Annotated in this window: 18 protein-coding genes; 11 read left to right on the top strand and 7 right to left on the bottom strand. The window is 71.2% G+C overall.

What is annotated here, in order from left to right:
* Positions 1–185 precede the first annotated feature (185 nt).
* From OG875_RS24935 to moaA, 3 genes are all read left to right on the top strand, one after another.
* Positions 186–557 carry a DUF485 domain-containing protein gene (locus OG875_RS24935; RefSeq protein ID WP_330176463.1) on the top strand — a complete coding sequence of 124 codons (372 nt, stop codon included), beginning with the start codon at positions 186–188 and terminating at the stop codon, positions 555–557.
* Between the two features lie 14 nt (positions 558–571).
* Positions 572–2,203 (top strand): solute symporter family protein, encoded by a 1,632-nt coding sequence (locus OG875_RS24940; RefSeq protein ID WP_330177894.1) that lies wholly within the window; start codon positions 572–574, stop codon positions 2,201–2,203.
* A 240-nt stretch (positions 2,204–2,443) separates the two neighbouring features.
* Positions 2,444–3,433: a GTP 3',8-cyclase MoaA gene (moaA, locus tag OG875_RS24945; protein WP_330176464.1), complete on the top strand. Its 990-nt coding sequence runs from the start codon at positions 2,444–2,446 to the stop codon at positions 3,431–3,433.
* On the opposite strand, the gene OG875_RS24950 is transcribed toward moaA, so the two are convergent.
* A complete protein-coding gene (locus OG875_RS24950) occupies positions 3,416–3,697 on the bottom strand; it encodes a hypothetical protein (RefSeq protein ID WP_330176465.1) in 282 nt (93 codons plus the stop codon). The two genes, moaA and OG875_RS24950, sit on opposite strands and share 18 nt — an antisense overlap.
* Before the next feature lie 242 nt (positions 3,698–3,939).
* Complete coding sequence (locus OG875_RS24955; protein WP_330177895.1) at positions 3,940–4,314, bottom strand: DUF3099 domain-containing protein; 375 nt, start codon at positions 4,312–4,314, stop codon at positions 3,940–3,942.
* Between the two features lie 212 nt (positions 4,315–4,526).
* Between OG875_RS24955 and OG875_RS24960 the strand changes: the two genes are divergently transcribed.
* A complete protein-coding gene (locus tag OG875_RS24960; protein WP_330176466.1) occupies positions 4,527–4,814 on the top strand; it encodes a GlsB/YeaQ/YmgE family stress response membrane protein in 288 nt (95 codons plus the stop codon).
* A gap of 125 nt (positions 4,815–4,939) precedes the next feature.
* On the opposite strand, the gene tyrS is transcribed toward OG875_RS24960, so the two are convergent.
* The 3 genes from tyrS to OG875_RS24975 form a co-directional block, all read right to left on the bottom strand.
* Positions 4,940–6,211: a tyrosine--tRNA ligase gene (gene tyrS / locus OG875_RS24965; protein WP_330176467.1), complete on the bottom strand. Its 1,272-nt coding sequence runs from the start codon at positions 6,209–6,211 to the stop codon at positions 4,940–4,942.
* 69 nt (positions 6,212–6,280) lie between these two features.
* The gene (locus OG875_RS24970) at positions 6,281–7,672 is read right to left on the bottom strand and encodes a metallopeptidase TldD-related protein (protein ID WP_330176468.1); all 1,392 of its coding nucleotides are present in this window, start codon (positions 7,670–7,672) and stop codon (positions 6,281–6,283) included.
* Between the two features lie 106 nt (positions 7,673–7,778).
* Entirely contained in the window at positions 7,779–9,302 is a 1,524-nt protein-coding gene (locus OG875_RS24975) for a TldD/PmbA family protein (protein WP_330176469.1), read from the bottom strand.
* Between the two features lie 200 nt (positions 9,303–9,502).
* Here OG875_RS24975 and fabG point away from each other — a divergent pair, with 200 nt between their 5' ends.
* The 3 genes from fabG to OG875_RS31065 all read left to right on the top strand — a co-directional run bounded on the left by fabG (position 9,503) and on the right by OG875_RS31065 (position 11,713).
* On the top strand, positions 9,503–10,222 hold the full coding sequence (gene fabG, locus OG875_RS24980) for a 3-oxoacyl-[acyl-carrier-protein] reductase (protein ID WP_330176470.1): 720 nt from the start codon (positions 9,503–9,505) through the stop codon (positions 10,220–10,222).
* A gap of 2 nt (positions 10,223–10,224) precedes the next feature.
* Positions 10,225–10,995, top strand: a complete 771-nt coding sequence (gene fabI, locus OG875_RS24985) for an enoyl-ACP reductase FabI (protein ID WP_330176471.1) — start codon at positions 10,225–10,227, stop codon at positions 10,993–10,995.
* Between the two features lie 214 nt (positions 10,996–11,209).
* Complete coding sequence (locus tag OG875_RS31065; protein WP_443079190.1) at positions 11,210–11,713, top strand: hypothetical protein; 504 nt, start codon at positions 11,210–11,212, stop codon at positions 11,711–11,713.
* A 99-nt stretch (positions 11,714–11,812) separates the two neighbouring features.
* Here OG875_RS31065 and OG875_RS24995 read toward each other — a convergent pair whose 3' ends face one another.
* On the bottom strand, positions 11,813–12,487 hold the full coding sequence (locus tag OG875_RS24995) for a FadR/GntR family transcriptional regulator (protein WP_330176472.1): 675 nt from the start codon (positions 12,485–12,487) through the stop codon (positions 11,813–11,815).
* A 118-nt stretch (positions 12,488–12,605) separates the two neighbouring features.
* On the opposite strand from OG875_RS24995, the gene OG875_RS25000 reads away from it, so the two are divergent.
* The 4 genes from OG875_RS25000 (at position 12,606) to OG875_RS25015 (ending at position 15,181) form a co-directional block, all read left to right on the top strand.
* Entirely contained in the window at positions 12,606–13,913 is a 1,308-nt protein-coding gene (locus tag OG875_RS25000; RefSeq protein ID WP_330176473.1) for a CynX/NimT family MFS transporter, read from the top strand.
* A gap of 17 nt (positions 13,914–13,930) precedes the next feature.
* Complete coding sequence (locus tag OG875_RS25005) at positions 13,931–14,047, top strand: SGM_5486 family transporter-associated protein (protein WP_330176474.1); 117 nt, start codon at positions 13,931–13,933, stop codon at positions 14,045–14,047.
* A gap of 315 nt (positions 14,048–14,362) precedes the next feature.
* Positions 14,363–14,569 carry a hypothetical protein gene (locus tag OG875_RS25010; RefSeq protein WP_330176475.1) on the top strand — a complete coding sequence of 69 codons (207 nt, stop codon included), beginning with the start codon at positions 14,363–14,365 and terminating at the stop codon, positions 14,567–14,569.
* Positions 14,570–14,662: 93 nt separating this feature from the next.
* Positions 14,663–15,181 (top strand): SixA phosphatase family protein, encoded by a 519-nt coding sequence (locus tag OG875_RS25015; protein ID WP_330176476.1) that lies wholly within the window; start codon positions 14,663–14,665, stop codon positions 15,179–15,181.
* A 127-nt stretch (positions 15,182–15,308) separates the two neighbouring features.
* On the opposite strand, the gene serB is transcribed toward OG875_RS25015, so the two are convergent.
* Positions 15,309–16,595: a phosphoserine phosphatase SerB gene (gene serB / locus OG875_RS25020; RefSeq protein WP_330176477.1), complete on the bottom strand. Its 1,287-nt coding sequence runs from the start codon at positions 16,593–16,595 to the stop codon at positions 15,309–15,311.
* Positions 16,596–16,654 lie beyond the last annotated feature (59 nt).

The following is a 16,654-nucleotide window of genomic DNA, read 5'->3' on the forward strand; positions in this document are numbered from 1 at the left end:
CGGGTACATGACGAGTGAAGTTATCGCTGATCATCCCTGCTCATCAATGATTTGGGTCAGAAAATCGCCGGTGTTGAACCACTTCGCCGTGGTCTCCGTGCCGTTGTCAGGGAGTGGAACAACATCACCCCCGCCTCAGTGCCCGCCAGACAACGCCGACCGTACCCGCGTCACGAGGAGATTCCGTGGCTACCGATGGACCGCCGCCGCCCCCGGGCGACTCGGACACCAGCACCCCCGCCCAGCCCACGTCAGCCCAGTTCACCGCGGTCCAGGAGAGCGCCGAATTCGCTGAACTGCGCCGTACGTACCGCTCCTTCGCCTTTCCCCTGACCCTTGCCTTCATCTCCTGGTACCTGCTGTACGTCCTGCTGTCGAACTACGCCGGCGGCTTCATGGGCACCAAACTCTTCGGCAACATCAACGTCGCCTTCGTCTTCGGCCTCGGTCAGTTCGCCACCACTTTCCTCATCGCCTGGTTCTACGCGCGGTTCGCGTCACGGAAGCTCGACCCCAAGGGCGCGGCGATCAAGTCCCGTATGGAGGCCGACCTGTGAGCCGGACCGTTCAGCTGACCGAGGCCGCGGGAATCCAGCTCGCCGCCAACACCGACGCCAGCGAGCACCGCCCGCTGATCATCACCCTGTTCGCGCTCTTCGTCGTCGCGACCCTCGTCATCACCGTGTGGGCGGGCCGGCAGACCAAGAACGCCGCCGACTTCTACGCCGGCGGGCGGCAGTTCACCGCCTTCCAGAACGGTCTCGCCGTCTCCGGCGACTACATGTCCGCCGCGTCGTTCCTCGGTATCGCCGGCGCCATCGCCCTGTTCGGCTACGACGGCTTCCTCTACTCGATCGGCTTCCTCGTCGCCTGGCTCGTCGCGCTGCTCCTGGTCGCCGAACCGCTGCGCAACTCCGGCCGCTACACGATGGGTGACGTCCTCGCCTACCGGATGCGCCAGCGCCCCGTCCGTACGGCGGCGGGCGCCTCCACCATCGTCGTGTCGATCTTCTACCTGCTCGCGCAGATGGCCGGCGCCGGTGTGCTCGTCTCCCTGCTGCTCGGCATCACCAGCGACGCGGGCAAGGTCCTGATCGTCGCCCTGGTCGGCATCCTGATGATCGTCTACGTCACCATCGGCGGCATGAAGGGCACCACCTGGGTGCAGATGGTCAAGGCCGTCCTGCTCATCGCGGGCACCCTGCTCATCACCGTCCTGGTGCTGGTCAAGTTCAACTTCAACGTCTCCGACCTGCTCGGCACCGCCGCGGAGAACAGCGGCAAGGGCGCGGCCTTCCTGGAGCCCGGACTCAAGTACGGCCTCACGGAGACCTCGAAGCTCGACTTCATCTCCCTGGGCATCGCGCTCGTCCTCGGCACCGCCGGTCTGCCGCACATCCTGATCCGCTTCTACACGGTGCCCACGGCCAAGGCGGCCCGCAAGTCCGTCAACTGGGCCATCGGCATCATCGGCGGCTTCTACCTGATGACCATCGCCCTGGGCTTCGGCGCGGCGGCGCTGCTCACCCCGGAGGAGATCACCAGCTCCAACGCGGCGGGCAACACGGCCGCGCCCCTGCTCGCCATGGAGATCGGCGGCGGTGGTGACTCCACCGGCGGCGCGATCCTGCTCGCGGTCATCTCCGCGGTCGCCTTCGCCACCATCCTCGCGGTGGTGGCCGGTCTGACCCTGGCGTCCTCGTCGTCGTTCGCGCACGACATCTACGCCAACGTCATCCGCCGCGGCAAGGCCACCGAGAAGGAGGAGGTCCGCGCGGCCCGCCTGGCGACCATCGCCATCGGCATCGTCTCCATCGGGCTGGGCGCCCTCGCCCGCGACCTGAACGTCGCCGGCCTGGTCGCGCTCGCCTTCGCGGTCGCCGCCTCCGCCAACCTGCCGACGCTTCTCTACAGCCTCTTCTGGAAGCGGTTCACCACCACCGGCGCGCTCTGGTCGATCTACGGCGGTCTGTCCTCGTCCGTGCTGCTGGTGCTGTTCTCACCGGTCGTCTCCAGCAAGCCCAGTTCGATGTTCCCGGACGCCGACTTCGCGCTCTTCCCGCTGGAGAACCCGGGCCTCATCTCCATCCCGCTGGGCTTCCTGCTCGGCTGGCTCGGCTCGCTGCTGTCCAAGGAGGAGCCGGACCTCAAGAAGTACGCCGAACTGGAGGTCAAGTCCCTCACCGGCACCGGAGCGCACTGAGCGCGCCGACCGGATTCCCCGTATCGGGAACACCTGACGTGGCCGCGTCGTAGAGTCCTACGACGCGGCCTCGCCGTGTCCCGCGGCGGACGCCCCCCGGCCGCTGCCGGAGCCCTGCCGTACGCTCGAAGGACCGGTTCCCGCGGGTACCGGCCGGACCGCGCACCACGCGGCAGGACGACCAACACCCGGGGACCGACCGGCGGCATCCGGACGCACCACGACGGAAGGGGGCGCACCGTGCTCGTCGACACTCATGGCCGCGTGGCCACCGACCTGCGAGTCTCGCTCACCGACAAGTGCAACCTCCGCTGCACGTACTGCATGCCGGAGGAGGGCCTGAAGTGGCTCGCCAAGCCCGACCTGCTCAGCGACGACGAGGTCGTCAGACTCGTCCGTATCGCCGTCACCCGGCTGGGCGTCCGTGATGTCCGCTTCACCGGCGGCGAGCCGCTGCTGCGGCCCGGCCTCGTCGGGATCGTCCAGCGCTGCGCGGCCCTCACCCCCCGCCCCCGGATGTCGCTGACGACCAACGGCATCGGGCTCGGGCGGACGGCCGGGGCGCTCAAGGCCGCCGGTCTCGACCGGGTGAATGTCTCGCTCGACACCCTGCGCCGCGACGTCTTCACGACCCTCACCCGGCGCGACCGTCTCCAGGACGTCCTCGACGGACTGGCCGCCGCGCGCGAGGCGGGACTGACCCCCGTCAAGGTCAACACGGTGCTGATGCCGGGGCTCAACGACGACGAGGCGCCCGAACTCCTCGCCTGGGCCGTCGAGAACGGCTACGAACTGCGCTTCATCGAGCAGATGCCCCTGGACGCCCAGCACGGCTGGACCCGCGACGGCATGATCACCGCCCAGGACATCCTCCGGTCGCTCGGGACCCGCTTCGGCCTCACGGCGGAGAGCGGCGAGCAGCGCGGCTCCGCCCCCGCCGAACGCTGGATCGTGGACGGCGGACCGCACCGGGTCGGGGTCATCGCCTCCGTCACCCGCCCGTTCTGCTCCGCCTGCGACCGCACCCGGCTCACCGCCGACGGCCAGATCCGCGACTGCCTCTTCGCCCGCGAGGAGACCGATCTGCGTACGGCGCTGCGCGCGGACGCCTCCGACGAGACGATCGCGGCCCGCTGGAAGCGCGCGATGTGGGGCAAGAAAGCCGGCTCCGGACTGGACGACCCGCTGTTCCTCCAGCCCGACCGGCCCATGTCAGCGATCGGTGGCTGAGCCGGACCGCTCCCACTCGGCGAGCGTCACCACGTCCTTCAGGAAACCGCGGACACCGAGGAACGACGACAGGTGTTCGCGGTGCTCGTCACAGGCCAGCCAGGTCTTGCGGCGCTCGGGCGTGTGCAGCTTCGGGTTGTTCCAGGCCAGCACCCACACGGCCGCCGTACGGCAGCCCTTGGCCGAGCAGACGGGGCGCTCGGGCCCGTCCTGCGCACCGGGTGCCGCGCCGGACGACGTACCGAGGGAATCGAAGAGGTCCACACCCACCAGCCTAGGGCGTGTCCGGAGGACGGTCGCCAGGCCCCGTCGCGGGGCCGCGGGCGAGGGAGGCACACCCCGGAAAAAGGCGACGCCGAGCAGCCACGGGGGGAGCTGCCCGGCGTCGGTCCGTCGCTCCGACGGGGGATGCGGAGCGCCTACAAAGTATGTCACGGGTAACGGGGTCAGGTGCACCGGAACGTCGTGATTGATCTGAGCTTTTCTTGAGCTTTGAGGTTCACCGCTCAACTCCGCGGGTGCGGGGGAGCCGGTTGTTCGAAGTTCGCGGACCCCGTGCCGGATTCCGCTCCACCGCCCGCCGGCGCGGCAGCGATCATGGGCCGGGCCGGTGGCGGCAGGTGTGCCGACGGCAGCGAACCGGCGTTCTCCCGGCCTCCGTTGGCGATCACCACAGCCACGTACGGCAGCAGCATCCCCAGGACCATGCAGCCGATCGCCACCGGACGCTCCACGTTCCACAGGGCGACCGCCAGGATCACCGCGGCGGTGCGCACCAGCATGGAGACCACATAGCGCCGCTGTCTGCCGCGCACATCCTCGTCGAGTCCGCGCCGCGCTCCCGTGATCCGGAAAACCTCGGCGCTGCGCTGCTTCCGCATCACGTCCACCACCCGATTCCCTCGCCGGCCGTTCCCCGTGCCGGATTCGTTCCACCGTACGCCCGCCCCCGGCCCGCCACGAGAGGGGGTGCCGCCCCGGCGGACACGCCCCGCCCCCGCCCGCCCGTACGGCCCCGTCCGGCATGCGGCGTACGCCGGGCCCGCCGAGACTGGCCGGGCGTGCGCAGAACGCGCCGCGCGAGGAGGCGACCATGAGCTGGCTGTGGGCAATCATCGTGGGCCTGGTGCTCGGCCTGATCGCGCGGGCGGTCATCCCCGGCAGACAGCGGATCCCGCTGTGGCTGACGATCCTCTGCGGCATCGTGGGCGGCATGCTCGGCAACGGCGCGGCCGGCTGGCTCGGCGTCGCGGACACCCGGGGCATCGACTGGATCCGCCACGTTCTCCAGCTGATCGGCGCGATCGTCGTCGTGGGGGTGGGCGACCTGCTCTGGTCCGCGTTCCGGGCCCGCCGCACGCGCACCCGCACCCGCGCCTGATCCACCGGCACCGGACAGGACCCCGGCGGCACGACGGCCCGGTACGCGATTCCCACGCGTACCGGGCCGTCCCGTTCGTCCCCGTCGTGCTCGTCCCCGTACCGGGGGGTCCCCGCCCCCGGGGGTCAGGCCCCCGGCGCGACCTCCACCGCCGCCAGGTTCTTCTTGCCGCGCCGCAGCACCAGCCACCGCCCGTGCAGCAGCTCCCCGGCGTCCGGTACGGCTTCCGCGTCCGTGACCTTGACGTTGTTCACGTACGCCCCGCCCTCCTTCACCGTCCGCCGGGCCGCCGACCTGCTCGGCGCCAGCCCGACCTCCGTCAGCAGGTCCACCATCGGCGCCAGCTCCGCCACCCGCGCGTGCGGCACCTCCGAGAGCGCCGCCGCCAGCGTCGCCGCGTCCAGCCCGGCCAGCTCGCCCTGGCCGAACAGCGCCTTCGACGCCGCGACCACACCGGCGCACTGCTCCGCGCCGTGCACCAGCGTCGTCAGCTCCTCGGCCAGCGCGCGCTGCGCCGCGCGCGCCTGCGGGCGCTCGGCGGTCAGCCGCTCCAGCTCCTCGATCTCCGCACGGGACTTGAAACTGAAGATCCGCAGGAACCCGGAGACATCCCGGTCGTCCGCGTTCAGCCAGAACTGGTAGAACGCGTACGGAGTCGTCCGCCCGGCGTCCAGCCAGACCGTGCCGGACTCCGTCTTGCCGAACTTGGTGCCGTCCGCCTTCGTGATCAGCGGTGTCGCCAGCGCGTGCACCGACGCGCCGGGCTCGACCCGGTGGATCAGGTCCGTACCCGCCGTGAGATTGCCCCACTGGTCACTGCCGCCGGTCTGCAACGTGCAGCCGTAGCGCCGGTTCAGCTCCAGGAAGTCCATGCCCTGGAGGATCTGGTAGCTGAACTCGGTGTAGCTGATGCCCGCGTCGGAGTTCAGCCGCCGCGCGACCGCCTCCTTCGCGATCATCTTGTTGACCCGGAAGTGCTTCCCGATGTCCCGCAGGAAGTCGATCGCGGAGAAACCCGACGTCCAGTCCAGATTGTTGACCATGGTCGCGGCGTGGGGGCCCTCGAAGTCCAGGTACGGCTCGATCTGCCCGCGCAGCCGCTCCACCCACTCGCCGACGACCTCGGGCGCGTTCAGCGTGCGCTCGGAGTTCGGCTTGGGGTCGCCGATCAGGCCCGTCGCCCCGCCGACCAGACCCAGCGGGCGGTTCCCCGCGAGCTGGATCCGGCGCATGGTGAGGATCTGGACCAGATTCCCCAGATGCAGGCTGGGCGCGGTCGGGTCGAAGCCGCAATAGAACGTGACGGGGCCGTCCGCGAACGCCTTGCGCAACGCGTCCTCGTCGGTGGACAGGGCGATCAGCCCACGCCACCGCAGCTCGTCGACGATGTCCGTCACGTGTCTCGCGTCTCCTTCGATCCGGGTCGGCCGTGTCCGGCGCCGTACGACGCCGGAACGACCCCGAGGTTATACGCCCCGGCTGACCGAACTCATATTGAAATCCGGCACCCGCAGCGCGGGCATCGCGGCCCGCGTGAACCAGTCGCCCCACTCGCGCGGCAGCGTCTTCTCCGTACGCCCCGCCTCCGACACCCGCGACAGCAGGCCGACCGGCGACTCGTTGAAGCGGAAGTTGTTCACCTCGCCGACGACCTCGCCGTTCTCGACGAGATAGACACCGTCCCGCGTCAGCCCGGTCAGCAGCAGCGTCGCCGGGTCGACCTCGCGGATGTACCACAGGCAGGTCAGCAGCAGCCCGCGCGTGGTACCCGCCACCATCTCCTCCAGCGAACGCTCACCGCCGCCGTCCAGGATCAGGTTGTCCCCCGACGGCGCGACCGGCAGCCCCGTCAGCTCCGCGCTGTGCCGGGTGGTGACCAGGCGGTCCAGCTTCCCGTCCCGTACCCAGTGCGTCGCCGACAGCGGCAGCCCGTTGTCGAACACCGACGCGTCGTCGCCCGACGCGTGCGCGATCACGAACGGCGCGCACTCCAGACCCGGTTCGTTCGGGTCGCTGCGCAGCGACAGCGGCAGCGCGGCGAGGGTGTCACCGACCCGGGTGCCGCCGCCCGGCTTGGAGAAGACGGTACGGCCCTCGGCGGCGTCCCGCGCCGACGACGACCACAGCTGGTAGATCAGCAGATCCGCCACCGCGGTCGGCGGCAGCAGCGTCTCGTACCGGCCCGCCGGCAGCTCGATCCGGCGCTCCGCCCACCCGAGGCGCCGCGCCAGCTCGGCGTCGAGCGCCGCCGGGTCGACGTCCTTGAAATCACGCGTCGCCCGCCCCGCCCACGCCGACCGGGACCGGTCGGGGGACTTGGCGTTCAGCTCCAGCGTGCCGTTGGGCTGGTCGTGGCGCAGCCGTACGCCCGTGGACGTGCCCAGATACGTCGACGTCAGCTCGTGGTTCGCGAAGCCGTACAGCTCCCGGCCGCCCGCCCGCGCACGCGCGAAGGACTCGCCGAGCGCCGGCGCGAAATCCGCGAACACGGCGGACGTCGTCTCGGCGGGCCCGTCGGTGAAGTCCTCCGACGCCTCACCCGCCACGACCAGCGGCCGGGCGTCCTCGGCGGGCCCCGCCGTCCGGGCCGCCGCCTCGGCGGCCCGCACCAGCGGCTCCAGCTCGTCGGCGGTCACGGCGGAACGCGACACCACCCCGGAGGCGGTGCCCCGGCCGCCGTCGACGGTCGCGATCACGGTGAGGGTACGGCCCCGGGTCACCCCGTTCGTCGTCAGCGCGTTGCCCGCCCAGCGGAGATTGGCGGTCGAGTGCTCGTCGGCGATGACCACACAGCCGTCGGCCGTCGACAGTTCCAGTGCCCGCTCGACGATCTCGTGCGGCTTGCTGCTCGTGCTCATCGCCCGGCCTCCTGCGTCGTGTTGAGAATGTGCCGGCCCGGGAGTCGCCGCGTCCCCCCGCGGCTGCGCCGGGGGCCCGACCCCCGGCCGGTGCGGGTGGTCGCCGTCATCGCCCCGCCTCCTGCGTCGTGTTGAGGATGTTCACACCGCGGAACAGGGCCGACGGGCAGCCGTGGGAGACCGCCGCGACCTGGCCCGGCTGCGCCTTGCCGCAGTTGAAGGCGCCGCCCAGCACATACGTCTGCGGCCCGCCGACCGCCTCCATCGAGCCCCAGAAGTCCGTGGTCGTCGCCTGGTACGCGACATCCCGCAGCTGACCGGCCAGCTTGCCGTTCTCGATGCGGAAGAACCGCTGCCCGGTGAACTGGAAGTTGTAGCGCTGCATGTCGATCGACCACGAACGGTCCCCGACCACATAGATCCCGCGCTCCACCCCGCCGATCAGATCCTCCGTGCCCAGCCCGCCCGGATCCGGCCGCAGCGACACGTTCGCCATCCGCTGCACCGGCACATGGCCCGGCGAGTCGCCGTACGCGCAGCCGTTGGACCGGTCGAAGCCGGTGAGTTTCGCGATCCGCCGGTCCAGCTGGTACCCGACCAGCGTGCCGTCCCTGACCAGGTCCCACGACTGGGCCGCGACGCCCTCGTCGTCGTACCCGATCGTCGCCAGCCCGTGCTCCGCCGTCCGGTCACCCGTCACATTCATGATCGACGAGCCGTACGCCAGCTTGCCCAGCTGGTCGAAGGTGGCGAACGACGTGCCCGCGTACGCCGCCTCGTACCCGAGCGCCCGGTCCAGCTCCGTCGCGTGCCCGATCGACTCGTGGATCGTCAGCCACAGGTTCGACGGGTCGACGACCAGGTCGTACGTCCCCGCCTCGACACCCGGCGCGCGCATTTTCTCCGCGAGCAGCCCCGGGATCCGCTCCAGCTCGGAGTCCCAGTCCCAGCCGGTGCCCGTCAGATACTCCCAGCCGCGTCCCGTCGGCGGGGCGAGCGTGCGCATCGAGTCGAACTCGCCGCTCTCCGCGTCCACCGCCACCGCCGAGAGCTGCGGGTGCAGCCGTACGCGCTGCTGCGTGGTGACGGTGCCCGCCGTGTCCGCGTAGAACTTGTTCTCGTGGACGGTCAGCACCGAGGCGTCCACGTGCGCCACGCCGTCCGCGCGCAGCAGCCGCTCGCTCCAGTCGGCGAGGAGCGCCGTCTTGTCCCCGTCGGGCACCGTGAACGGGTCGATGTCGTACGCCGACACCCAGGTCTTCTCCGCGTGCACCGGCTCGTCGGCCAGCTCCACCCGCTCGTCCGACCCCGCCGCCGCGATCACCTTCGCCGACAACTTGGCCATCGCCACGGCCTGTCCGGCGACCCTGGCCGCCCCGTCCATCGTCAGATCGACCCCCGACGCGAACCCCCAGGCCCCGCCGTGCACCACCCGCACCGCGTACCCGACATCGGTGGAGTCCGACGACCCGGCGGGCCTGGCGTCCCGCAGCCGCCAGGCCGCGCTCCGTACCCGCTCGAAGCGGAAATCCGCGTGGTCGGCGCCGAGCGCACGCGCCCTGGCGAGCGCCGCGTCGGCGAGCGGCCTCAGCGGCAGCGCCAGAAACGACTCGTCTACCTCATGGGGCACGGCGGCCTCCCTTTCACACGCCTCGGTAAAGGTGTCCGGAGTGAATCATGCGGTACGGCCCGGAGTTTTGCCGTGTTTATGTAGGGACCCCACAGCGCCCGTACCGACGCGCTGTCCATGCCCGAGTCCTCGGACCCGTGGCACGACCGATAGATTTTCCAGGAACCAGCCAGCCCAGACCCACTACGAAAGGTGCTCCGTTGAGTCGCTCGGTTCTCGTCACCGGAGGAAATCGGGGCATCGGCCATGCCATTGCCCTGGCTTTCGCCGGCAACGGCGACAAGGTCGCCATCACCTACCGCTCGGGCGAACCGCCCAAGGACCTGACGGACGCCGGCTGCCTGGCCGTGCGCTGCGACATCACCGACGCCGAGCAGGTGGAGCAGGCCTACAAGGAGATCGAGGAGACCCACGGCCCGGTGGAGGTGCTCGTCGCCAACGCGGGTGTCACCAAGGACCAGTTGCTGATGCGGATGTCGGAGGACGACTTCACCTCCGTCCTCGACACCAACCTCACCGGCACCTTCCGGGTCGTCAAGCGCGCCAATCGCGGCATGCTGCGCGCCAAGCGCGGACGGGTCGTCCTCATCTCGTCGGTGGTCGGACTGCTCGGTTCGGCGGGCCAGGCGAACTACGCCGCCTCCAAGGCCGGACTCGTCGGCTTCGCCCGCTCGCTCGCCCGTGAACTCGGTTCGCGGAACATCACGTTCAACGTCGTGGCGCCCGGTTTCGTCGACACCGACATGACCAAGGTGCTCACCGACGAGCAGCGCGCGAAGATCGTCGCCAATGTCCCCCTCGGCCGTTACGCCAGGCCCGAGGAGATCGCCGCCGCGGTCCGCTTCCTCGCCTCGGACGACGCCGCGTACATCACTGGAGCCGTCATTCCCGTTGACGGCGGATTGGGCATGGGTCACTGATCATGAGTGGAATCCTCGCCGGCAAGCGCCTCCTCGTCACCGGTGTCCTCACCGACGCGTCGATCGCGTTCCACGTCGCCAAGATCGCGCAGGAGGAGGGCGCCGACGTCATCCTCACCGGCTTCGGCCGGCTCTCCCTCGTGGAGCGCATCGCCAAGCGGCTGCCCAAGCCCGCCCCCGTGATCGAGCTGGACGTGACCAACCAGGAGCACCTGGACGGGCTCGCCGACCGCATCCGCGAGCACCAGGGCGAGGGCGCGGGCATCGACGGTGTCGTGCACTCGATCGCCTTCGGCCCACAGGGAGTCTTCAACTTCCTGGAGGGGCAGTGGGAGGACGTCAGCACGGCGGTGCACGTGTCGGCGTACTCGCTCAAGTCGCTGACTACCGCGTGTCTGCCGCTGATGGAGCGCGGCGGCTCGGTCGTGGGTCTGACGTTCGACGCCCAGTTCGCCTGGCCCAAGTACGACTGGATGGGCATCGCCAAGGCGGCGCTCGAATCCACCAGCCGCTACCTCGCGCGTGACCTGGGCCCCAGGAACATCCGCTGCAACCTCGTCTCGGCCGGCCCGGTCAAGTCGATGGCGGCCAAGTCCATCCCGGGCTTCGAGGAACTGGCCGACGTGTGGAACCACCGCGCGCCGGTCGGCTGGGACCTGGCCGACCCGGACCCGGCGGCCCGTGGTGTCGTCGGTCTGCTGTCGGACTTCTTCCCGAAGACGACGGGCGAGATCGTGCACGTCGACGGCGGCGTCCACATGATGGGTGCCTGACCACCCCGCGCAGCATCTGACGGACGGGCCTCGTACGGGACCCGGGCCGTCGTACGAGCACCGAGCCGCGTGACCGCCGGAAGGCGGCGCGCGGCTTCGTGCGTGGCGGAGCGTCCGGTCACCGGTCACCGTCCGTGGCCGGTCACCTTCCGTGTTCGTCCGAGTCGAGAAGCGCGACGACTGCCCGCACACTGGTCGGGGAGGAGGTGGCGCTGTGTACCGGAAAGCACGCAAGGCGGCTGCCTCGCTGACCGTCGCGGTACTGATCGTGGCGGGGCTCGCCGTGACCGCCGTCGTACGCGACGACCCGCCCCCCCGGACCCCGTCCGCCGTGACCTCGACGGTGGACCTCGCGGGCCCCGGAGCGGCGGCCGGGGAGGCGGGCCGGGAGCCGGGCCACCGGTATCCGGAGGACAGGGACAGGGACAGGGGCGGCGACGGCGACGCGGGCGCGGGTGGGCGCGGAGCCCGTGACCGCGACCCGTTCGGCGCCTCCTGCCGTACGACGACCGAGGGCTCCCGGGTCACCGCGGACTGCCACAACCCGTACCCGGACACCGACCGCGTCCGGCTGCACGTCGAGTGCGCCCGCTGGTGGGACATCGACTCCGACAGCGCCCCCGCCGAGGTCCGGGCGGCGGGCCACGTCCGGATCACCGGGCGCTGCTGGAAGGACGTCGCGACGGCCTGGGTCACCCACGAGCGCGCCGTGCCCTGACCTTCCGGCCCACCGGGCTGGGCCGGCCGGAGGGAGCGGCCCGGCGTACGCGCCCCGCCCGCCCCACGTGCCCGCCCCGCCGGGACCGGCACTGCCCGGTCAGGCGGTTTCGCGGAGGCAGGTGAACGCGTGGCTCGCCGCCTCCCTGCCCGCCGTCTCCGCGTCCCCGTCCCGGATCGCCGCCACCAGCCGCGCGTGGTCCAGATGGAACGCCGGCCGCAGCTCACGCCCCACGTCGGCGCGCAGCCCCTCGCGCAGCAGATGGCCGAGGTCCGCGTAGAGCGCGGTGAGGACGTCGTTGTGCGAGGCCGCGACCACCGCCAGATGCAGCGTCGCGTCGGCGGCCACGAACCGCTCGGCGTCCCCGCCCGCCCACGCCTCCTCCCGGCGCTCCAGCAGCGTCTCCAGCTGGCTCATCTCCCGCTCGGTGCGCCGCTCGGCGGCCAGCCGCGCCGCCGAGGCCTCCAGCGTGGAACGCACCTCCGCGATGTGCCGGGCGTCGGCGTCGGCGAACCGGCGGTGCATCACCCCCGCCAGCTCGCTCGTGGCGACGACATACGTGCCCGAGCCCTGCCGGATGTCCAGCAGCCCGTTGTGCGCCAGCGCGCGGACCGCCTCACGGACGGTGTTACGGGCCACCCCCAGCTGCTCGACCAGCTCGGGTTCGGTCGGGATACGTGAGCCCACCGGCCACTCGCCCGACGTGATCTGGTTGCGCAGCTCGGTGATCACCTGGTCGGACAGGGCCGAGCGCCGGGGAGAGGTCAGAGCCATGGTGCTCCAAGGTGTCAGGGCGGGCGGTCCGCCGGTCGGGACCGGCGGGGAACGAACGAGGCTTTGACGGTACCGGGAGATTGGACAACCAATCATCCCATGATTCTATGATGGCACCATGCGTGACGAGACCGAGACCAAGACGCCGCTCATCCACCGGGACGACGCCGGACACTCTCCCGCCGATGTTCCCGCACCGGCCCTCGCGTCCCGCGCGGCCGGCCGGCCCGCCCGGCTCCTCGCCGTCGGACTGGTCCTCGCCGCTCTCAACCTCCGCCCCGCCATCACCAGCCTCGGGGCCCTGCTCGAAGACGTACGCGCGGGGCTCCACATGAGCGGCAGCGTGGCCGGGGTCCTCACCTCCGTACCGGCGCTGTGCTTCGCCGTCTTCGGCGTCGCCGCCCCGCGCCTCGCCCGCCGGTTCGGGCCCGCCTCGGTCGTCCTCGCCGGCATGACGGCCATCACGGCGGGCCTGCTGATCCGTCCCCTCACCCACGGCACGGCGCCCTTTCTGGCCGCGAGCGCGCTGGCGCTGATGGGCATAGCCGTCAGCAACGTGCTGATGCCGGTGATCGTGCGCCGGTACTTCCCCGACCGGGTCGGCACCATGACCGGGCTCTACTCGATGGCACTGTCCGGCGGCACGGCCCTGGCGGCTGCCGCGACCGTCCCCATGACCGCGGCGCTGGGCGGCAGTTGGCGGCTGGGACTGGGTCTGTGGGGGGTGGTCGCGGCAGCCGCCGTACTGCCGTGGGCCGTCCTCCTCGTACGCGACCGCGACCGGAACAGTGCCCCGGCCCCGGAACCCGTCTCCGGCGGTGCGCCCCGTGAGCACGGGGTGTCGGCGCCGCGCATGGCCCGCAGCCGCACCGCGTGGGCGCTCGGCTGCTTCTTCGGGCTCCAGGCCACGGGCGCGTACATCACCATGGGCTGGATGCCGCAGATCTTCCGCGACGCGGGGGTCCCGGCCGGTACGGCGGGTCTGCTGCTCGCCGTCACGATGGTGATGGGCGTCCCGCTGGCCTTCGTGATCCCGCGACTGGCCACCCGGATGCGGAACCAGGGCCCGATCGTGGTCGCCCTGGGCGCCTGCGGGCTGACCGGCTACGCCGGACTCCTGCTGGCGCCCGCCGCCGGGGCCTGGGTGTGGGCGGTGCTGCTGGGCGTCTCGAACTGCGCCTTCCCGCTGGCACTCACGATGATCGGCCTCCGCGCGAGGACCGGCGCCGGAGTCGTACGCCTCTCCGCCTTCGCGCAGAGCACCGGCTATCTGATCTCCATCCCCGGACCGCTGCTGGTGGGCGTGCTCTACCAGCACAGCGGCGGCTGGGAACTGCCGATCACCCTGATGGGCGGGCTCATGCTGCCGCAGATCGTCCTGGGGGTCGTCGCGGGCCGGGACCGGACGATCGAGGACGAGCGCTGAGATGAGAAACTGGGCGCATGCCAGTCCTTGATCCGCATCCCCAGAACGGCCAGAAGAAACTGCTGCTGATGTTCGGCGCGATCATCGTCATCATGGTGGTGATCGGCGTCATCGCCTCGATCGCCTCCCCCTGACCAGCACCCCGGCCGCCTGAAGCCCGGCCGCCTGTAGACCGGCTCCCGATGGCGAGTGAGCCGAAGGGGCGCGTCGGTGTCGAAAGGGAGAGCGCGCGGAGCCCGCGAGGAACGAGTGGGTGAGCACGGTCGACCGTCGACATCGGCTTGGGCGTCCCGGAGGCGAACCGAGCCCCCCAAAAGAAGGGGTGGGGACAGCACCACCTTCCCCTAGGGGGTCAGGGTCAGGGTCCAGTGGGTGGCTCTCCGGATGGGAGCCGGGGCCGGTGATCCGTAGCTTTGAGGTACTTCAACCGCAGACCTACGGAGGCGGCCATGGCGGCCCCGACGCACACCCGGTCCCACCGTCCGTCGCCCGAGACCGTCGAGATCCGCCTTCCCTGGTGGGGTGTCGTGCTCCCGGCCATCGCGTTCGCCGCGCTCCTGCTGCTCATGGCGGGCCCCGGCCAGGCGAACGCCGCCGCGAGTGACCCCGGGGTCGGCCGGGTGGTGCAGCAGATCCAGCAGACCCTCTCCCGGTAGCGCGGCGGCCGTGTCGCGGGCCGGCGTCACCCGTGCCGGGCGGCCCTCCAACACCCCGCGCCCGGCGGCGCATTTCATGCGAAGCTGGGATGCATGAGCGTCGAAACACCCCGCAGGATTGTCCTACTCCGGCATGCGAAGGCCGACTGGCCGGACGTGGCCGACCATGAGAGGCCGCTCGCCGAGCGAGGCCGCGCCGACGCCCCGGTGGCCGGCCGCCGGCTCGCGGAGACCGGTATCGCAGTCGATCTGGCTCTCTGTTCGACGGCGGCGCGCACGCGCGAGACGTGGAAGCTCGCGGTGCACGAGTTGCCGCACCGGCCTCGCACCGTTTATGAGGACCGGCTGTACGACGCCACGCTCGGTGACCTCCTGGCGCTGCTCACGGAGACGCCGGACGAGGTGAATGATCTTCTGCTGATCGGCCACAACCCCGGTATGCACGCGCTCGCCGATGCCTTGTCGGCCCGTGCGGAGGGTGACGCCCTCGGGCGGATGACGGCGAGTGCCTTTCCGACGTCGGCGTTCGCGGTCATCGGGTTCTCCGGCACCTGGAAGACCGTGGAGCACGACGTGGGGACGCTGCTCGACTACTGGGCGCCGCACGACTGAGGCGACGCGTCCTTCGTTCTTCCGCCGTCCTTCCGTTTCTTTCCTGTCCCGCTCACCACTCCCACTCGCAGACGGCGGAGCCCCGGCACGCGCACCGTGCCGGGGCTCCACCGTCGTCCGACAGCGGTCAGGAACCGCTCTCCCGAGTCTTCGCCGCCCGTGCCGGCGCTGTCGCCGGTTCCGCTTCCACTTCCGGTTCCGAGGTTCCCACCTCTTCGACCTCTTCGCGTGTGATGCCCAGCAGATAGAGCACCGTGTCCAGGAACGGCACGTTCACCGCCGTGTGCGCGGCCCTCCGCACCACCGGCTTGGCGTTGAACGCCACGCCCAGCCCGGCCGCGTTCAGCATGTCGAGATCGTTGGCGCCGTCGCCGATCGCCACCGTCTGCGACAGCGGCACCCCGGCCTCGGCGGCGAACCGCCGCAGCAGCCGGGCCTTGCCCGCCCGGTCGACGATCTCGCCCACCACCCGGCCGGTGAGCTTCCCGTCCACTATCTCCAGCGTGTTGGCGGCGGCGAAGTCCAGCCCGAGCTGGTCCTTCAGCCCATCGGTCACCTGGGTGAACCCGCCGGACACCACGCCCACTTGGTAGCCCATCCGCTTGAGCGTGCGGATCAGGGTGCGGGCGCCGGGAGTGAGCCGGACCTCGGCACGTACCTTCGCCACCGCCGAGGCGTCGAGCCCCGCCAGCAGCGCCACCCGCGCGTGCAGCGACTGTTCGAAGTCCAGCTCGCCCGCCATCGCGCGCGCCGTGACCTCCGCGACCTGCTCCTCGCAGCCCGCGTGCGCGGCGAACAGCTCGATGACCTCGTCCTGGATGAGCGTCGAGTCGACGTCCATGACCACCAGCCGCTGCGCCCGGCGCTGAAGCCCGGCGGAGACGACGGCCACGTCCACGCCGATCCCGGCGGCCTCGGTGGCCAGTGCCGTACGAAGGGCCTCGGTCCCGGTGCCCGACACGGCGAACTCCACCGCCGTCACCGGGTACTTGGCGAGCCGGAAGATCCGGTCGATGTTCCCGCCGGTCGCGGTGATACGGGCGGCGATGGCGGCCGTCGACTCGGCGGAGAGGGGGTGGCCGAGCACGGTGACATGCGAACGGCCGCTGCCGCGCGGCCGGTTGTCGCCGGTCCCGGAGATGATCTCGGCCTGGAGCTTCAGGGATTCCGCCCAGCTGTGGACGGTGGCGCGCAGCTCACCCTCCGCGCCGCCGCCCGTGTCGGGCGAGGTGACGAGGGCGCACAGGACGATACGGCCACGGGTGACGACCTGTTCGATGTCTATGACGTCGAGTGAGTAGGCGGCGAGGGTCTCGAAGAGTCCCGCGGTGATCCCCGGGCGGTCCTTCCCGAAGATTTTGACGAGAAGCGTGGGGGCGGCGTCAGTGGTCTGACGGGGCTGCGATGCGCTCATGGTGATTCCACCGTATCGGGCGGGGCGCGTGGGGCGATCCGGCGTCCCGAGTGCCGGAC

Origin of the sequence: Streptomyces sp. NBC_01498, from assembly GCF_036327775.1 — a bacterium.
GTDB lineage: Bacteria > Actinomycetota > Actinomycetes > Streptomycetales > Streptomycetaceae > Streptomyces.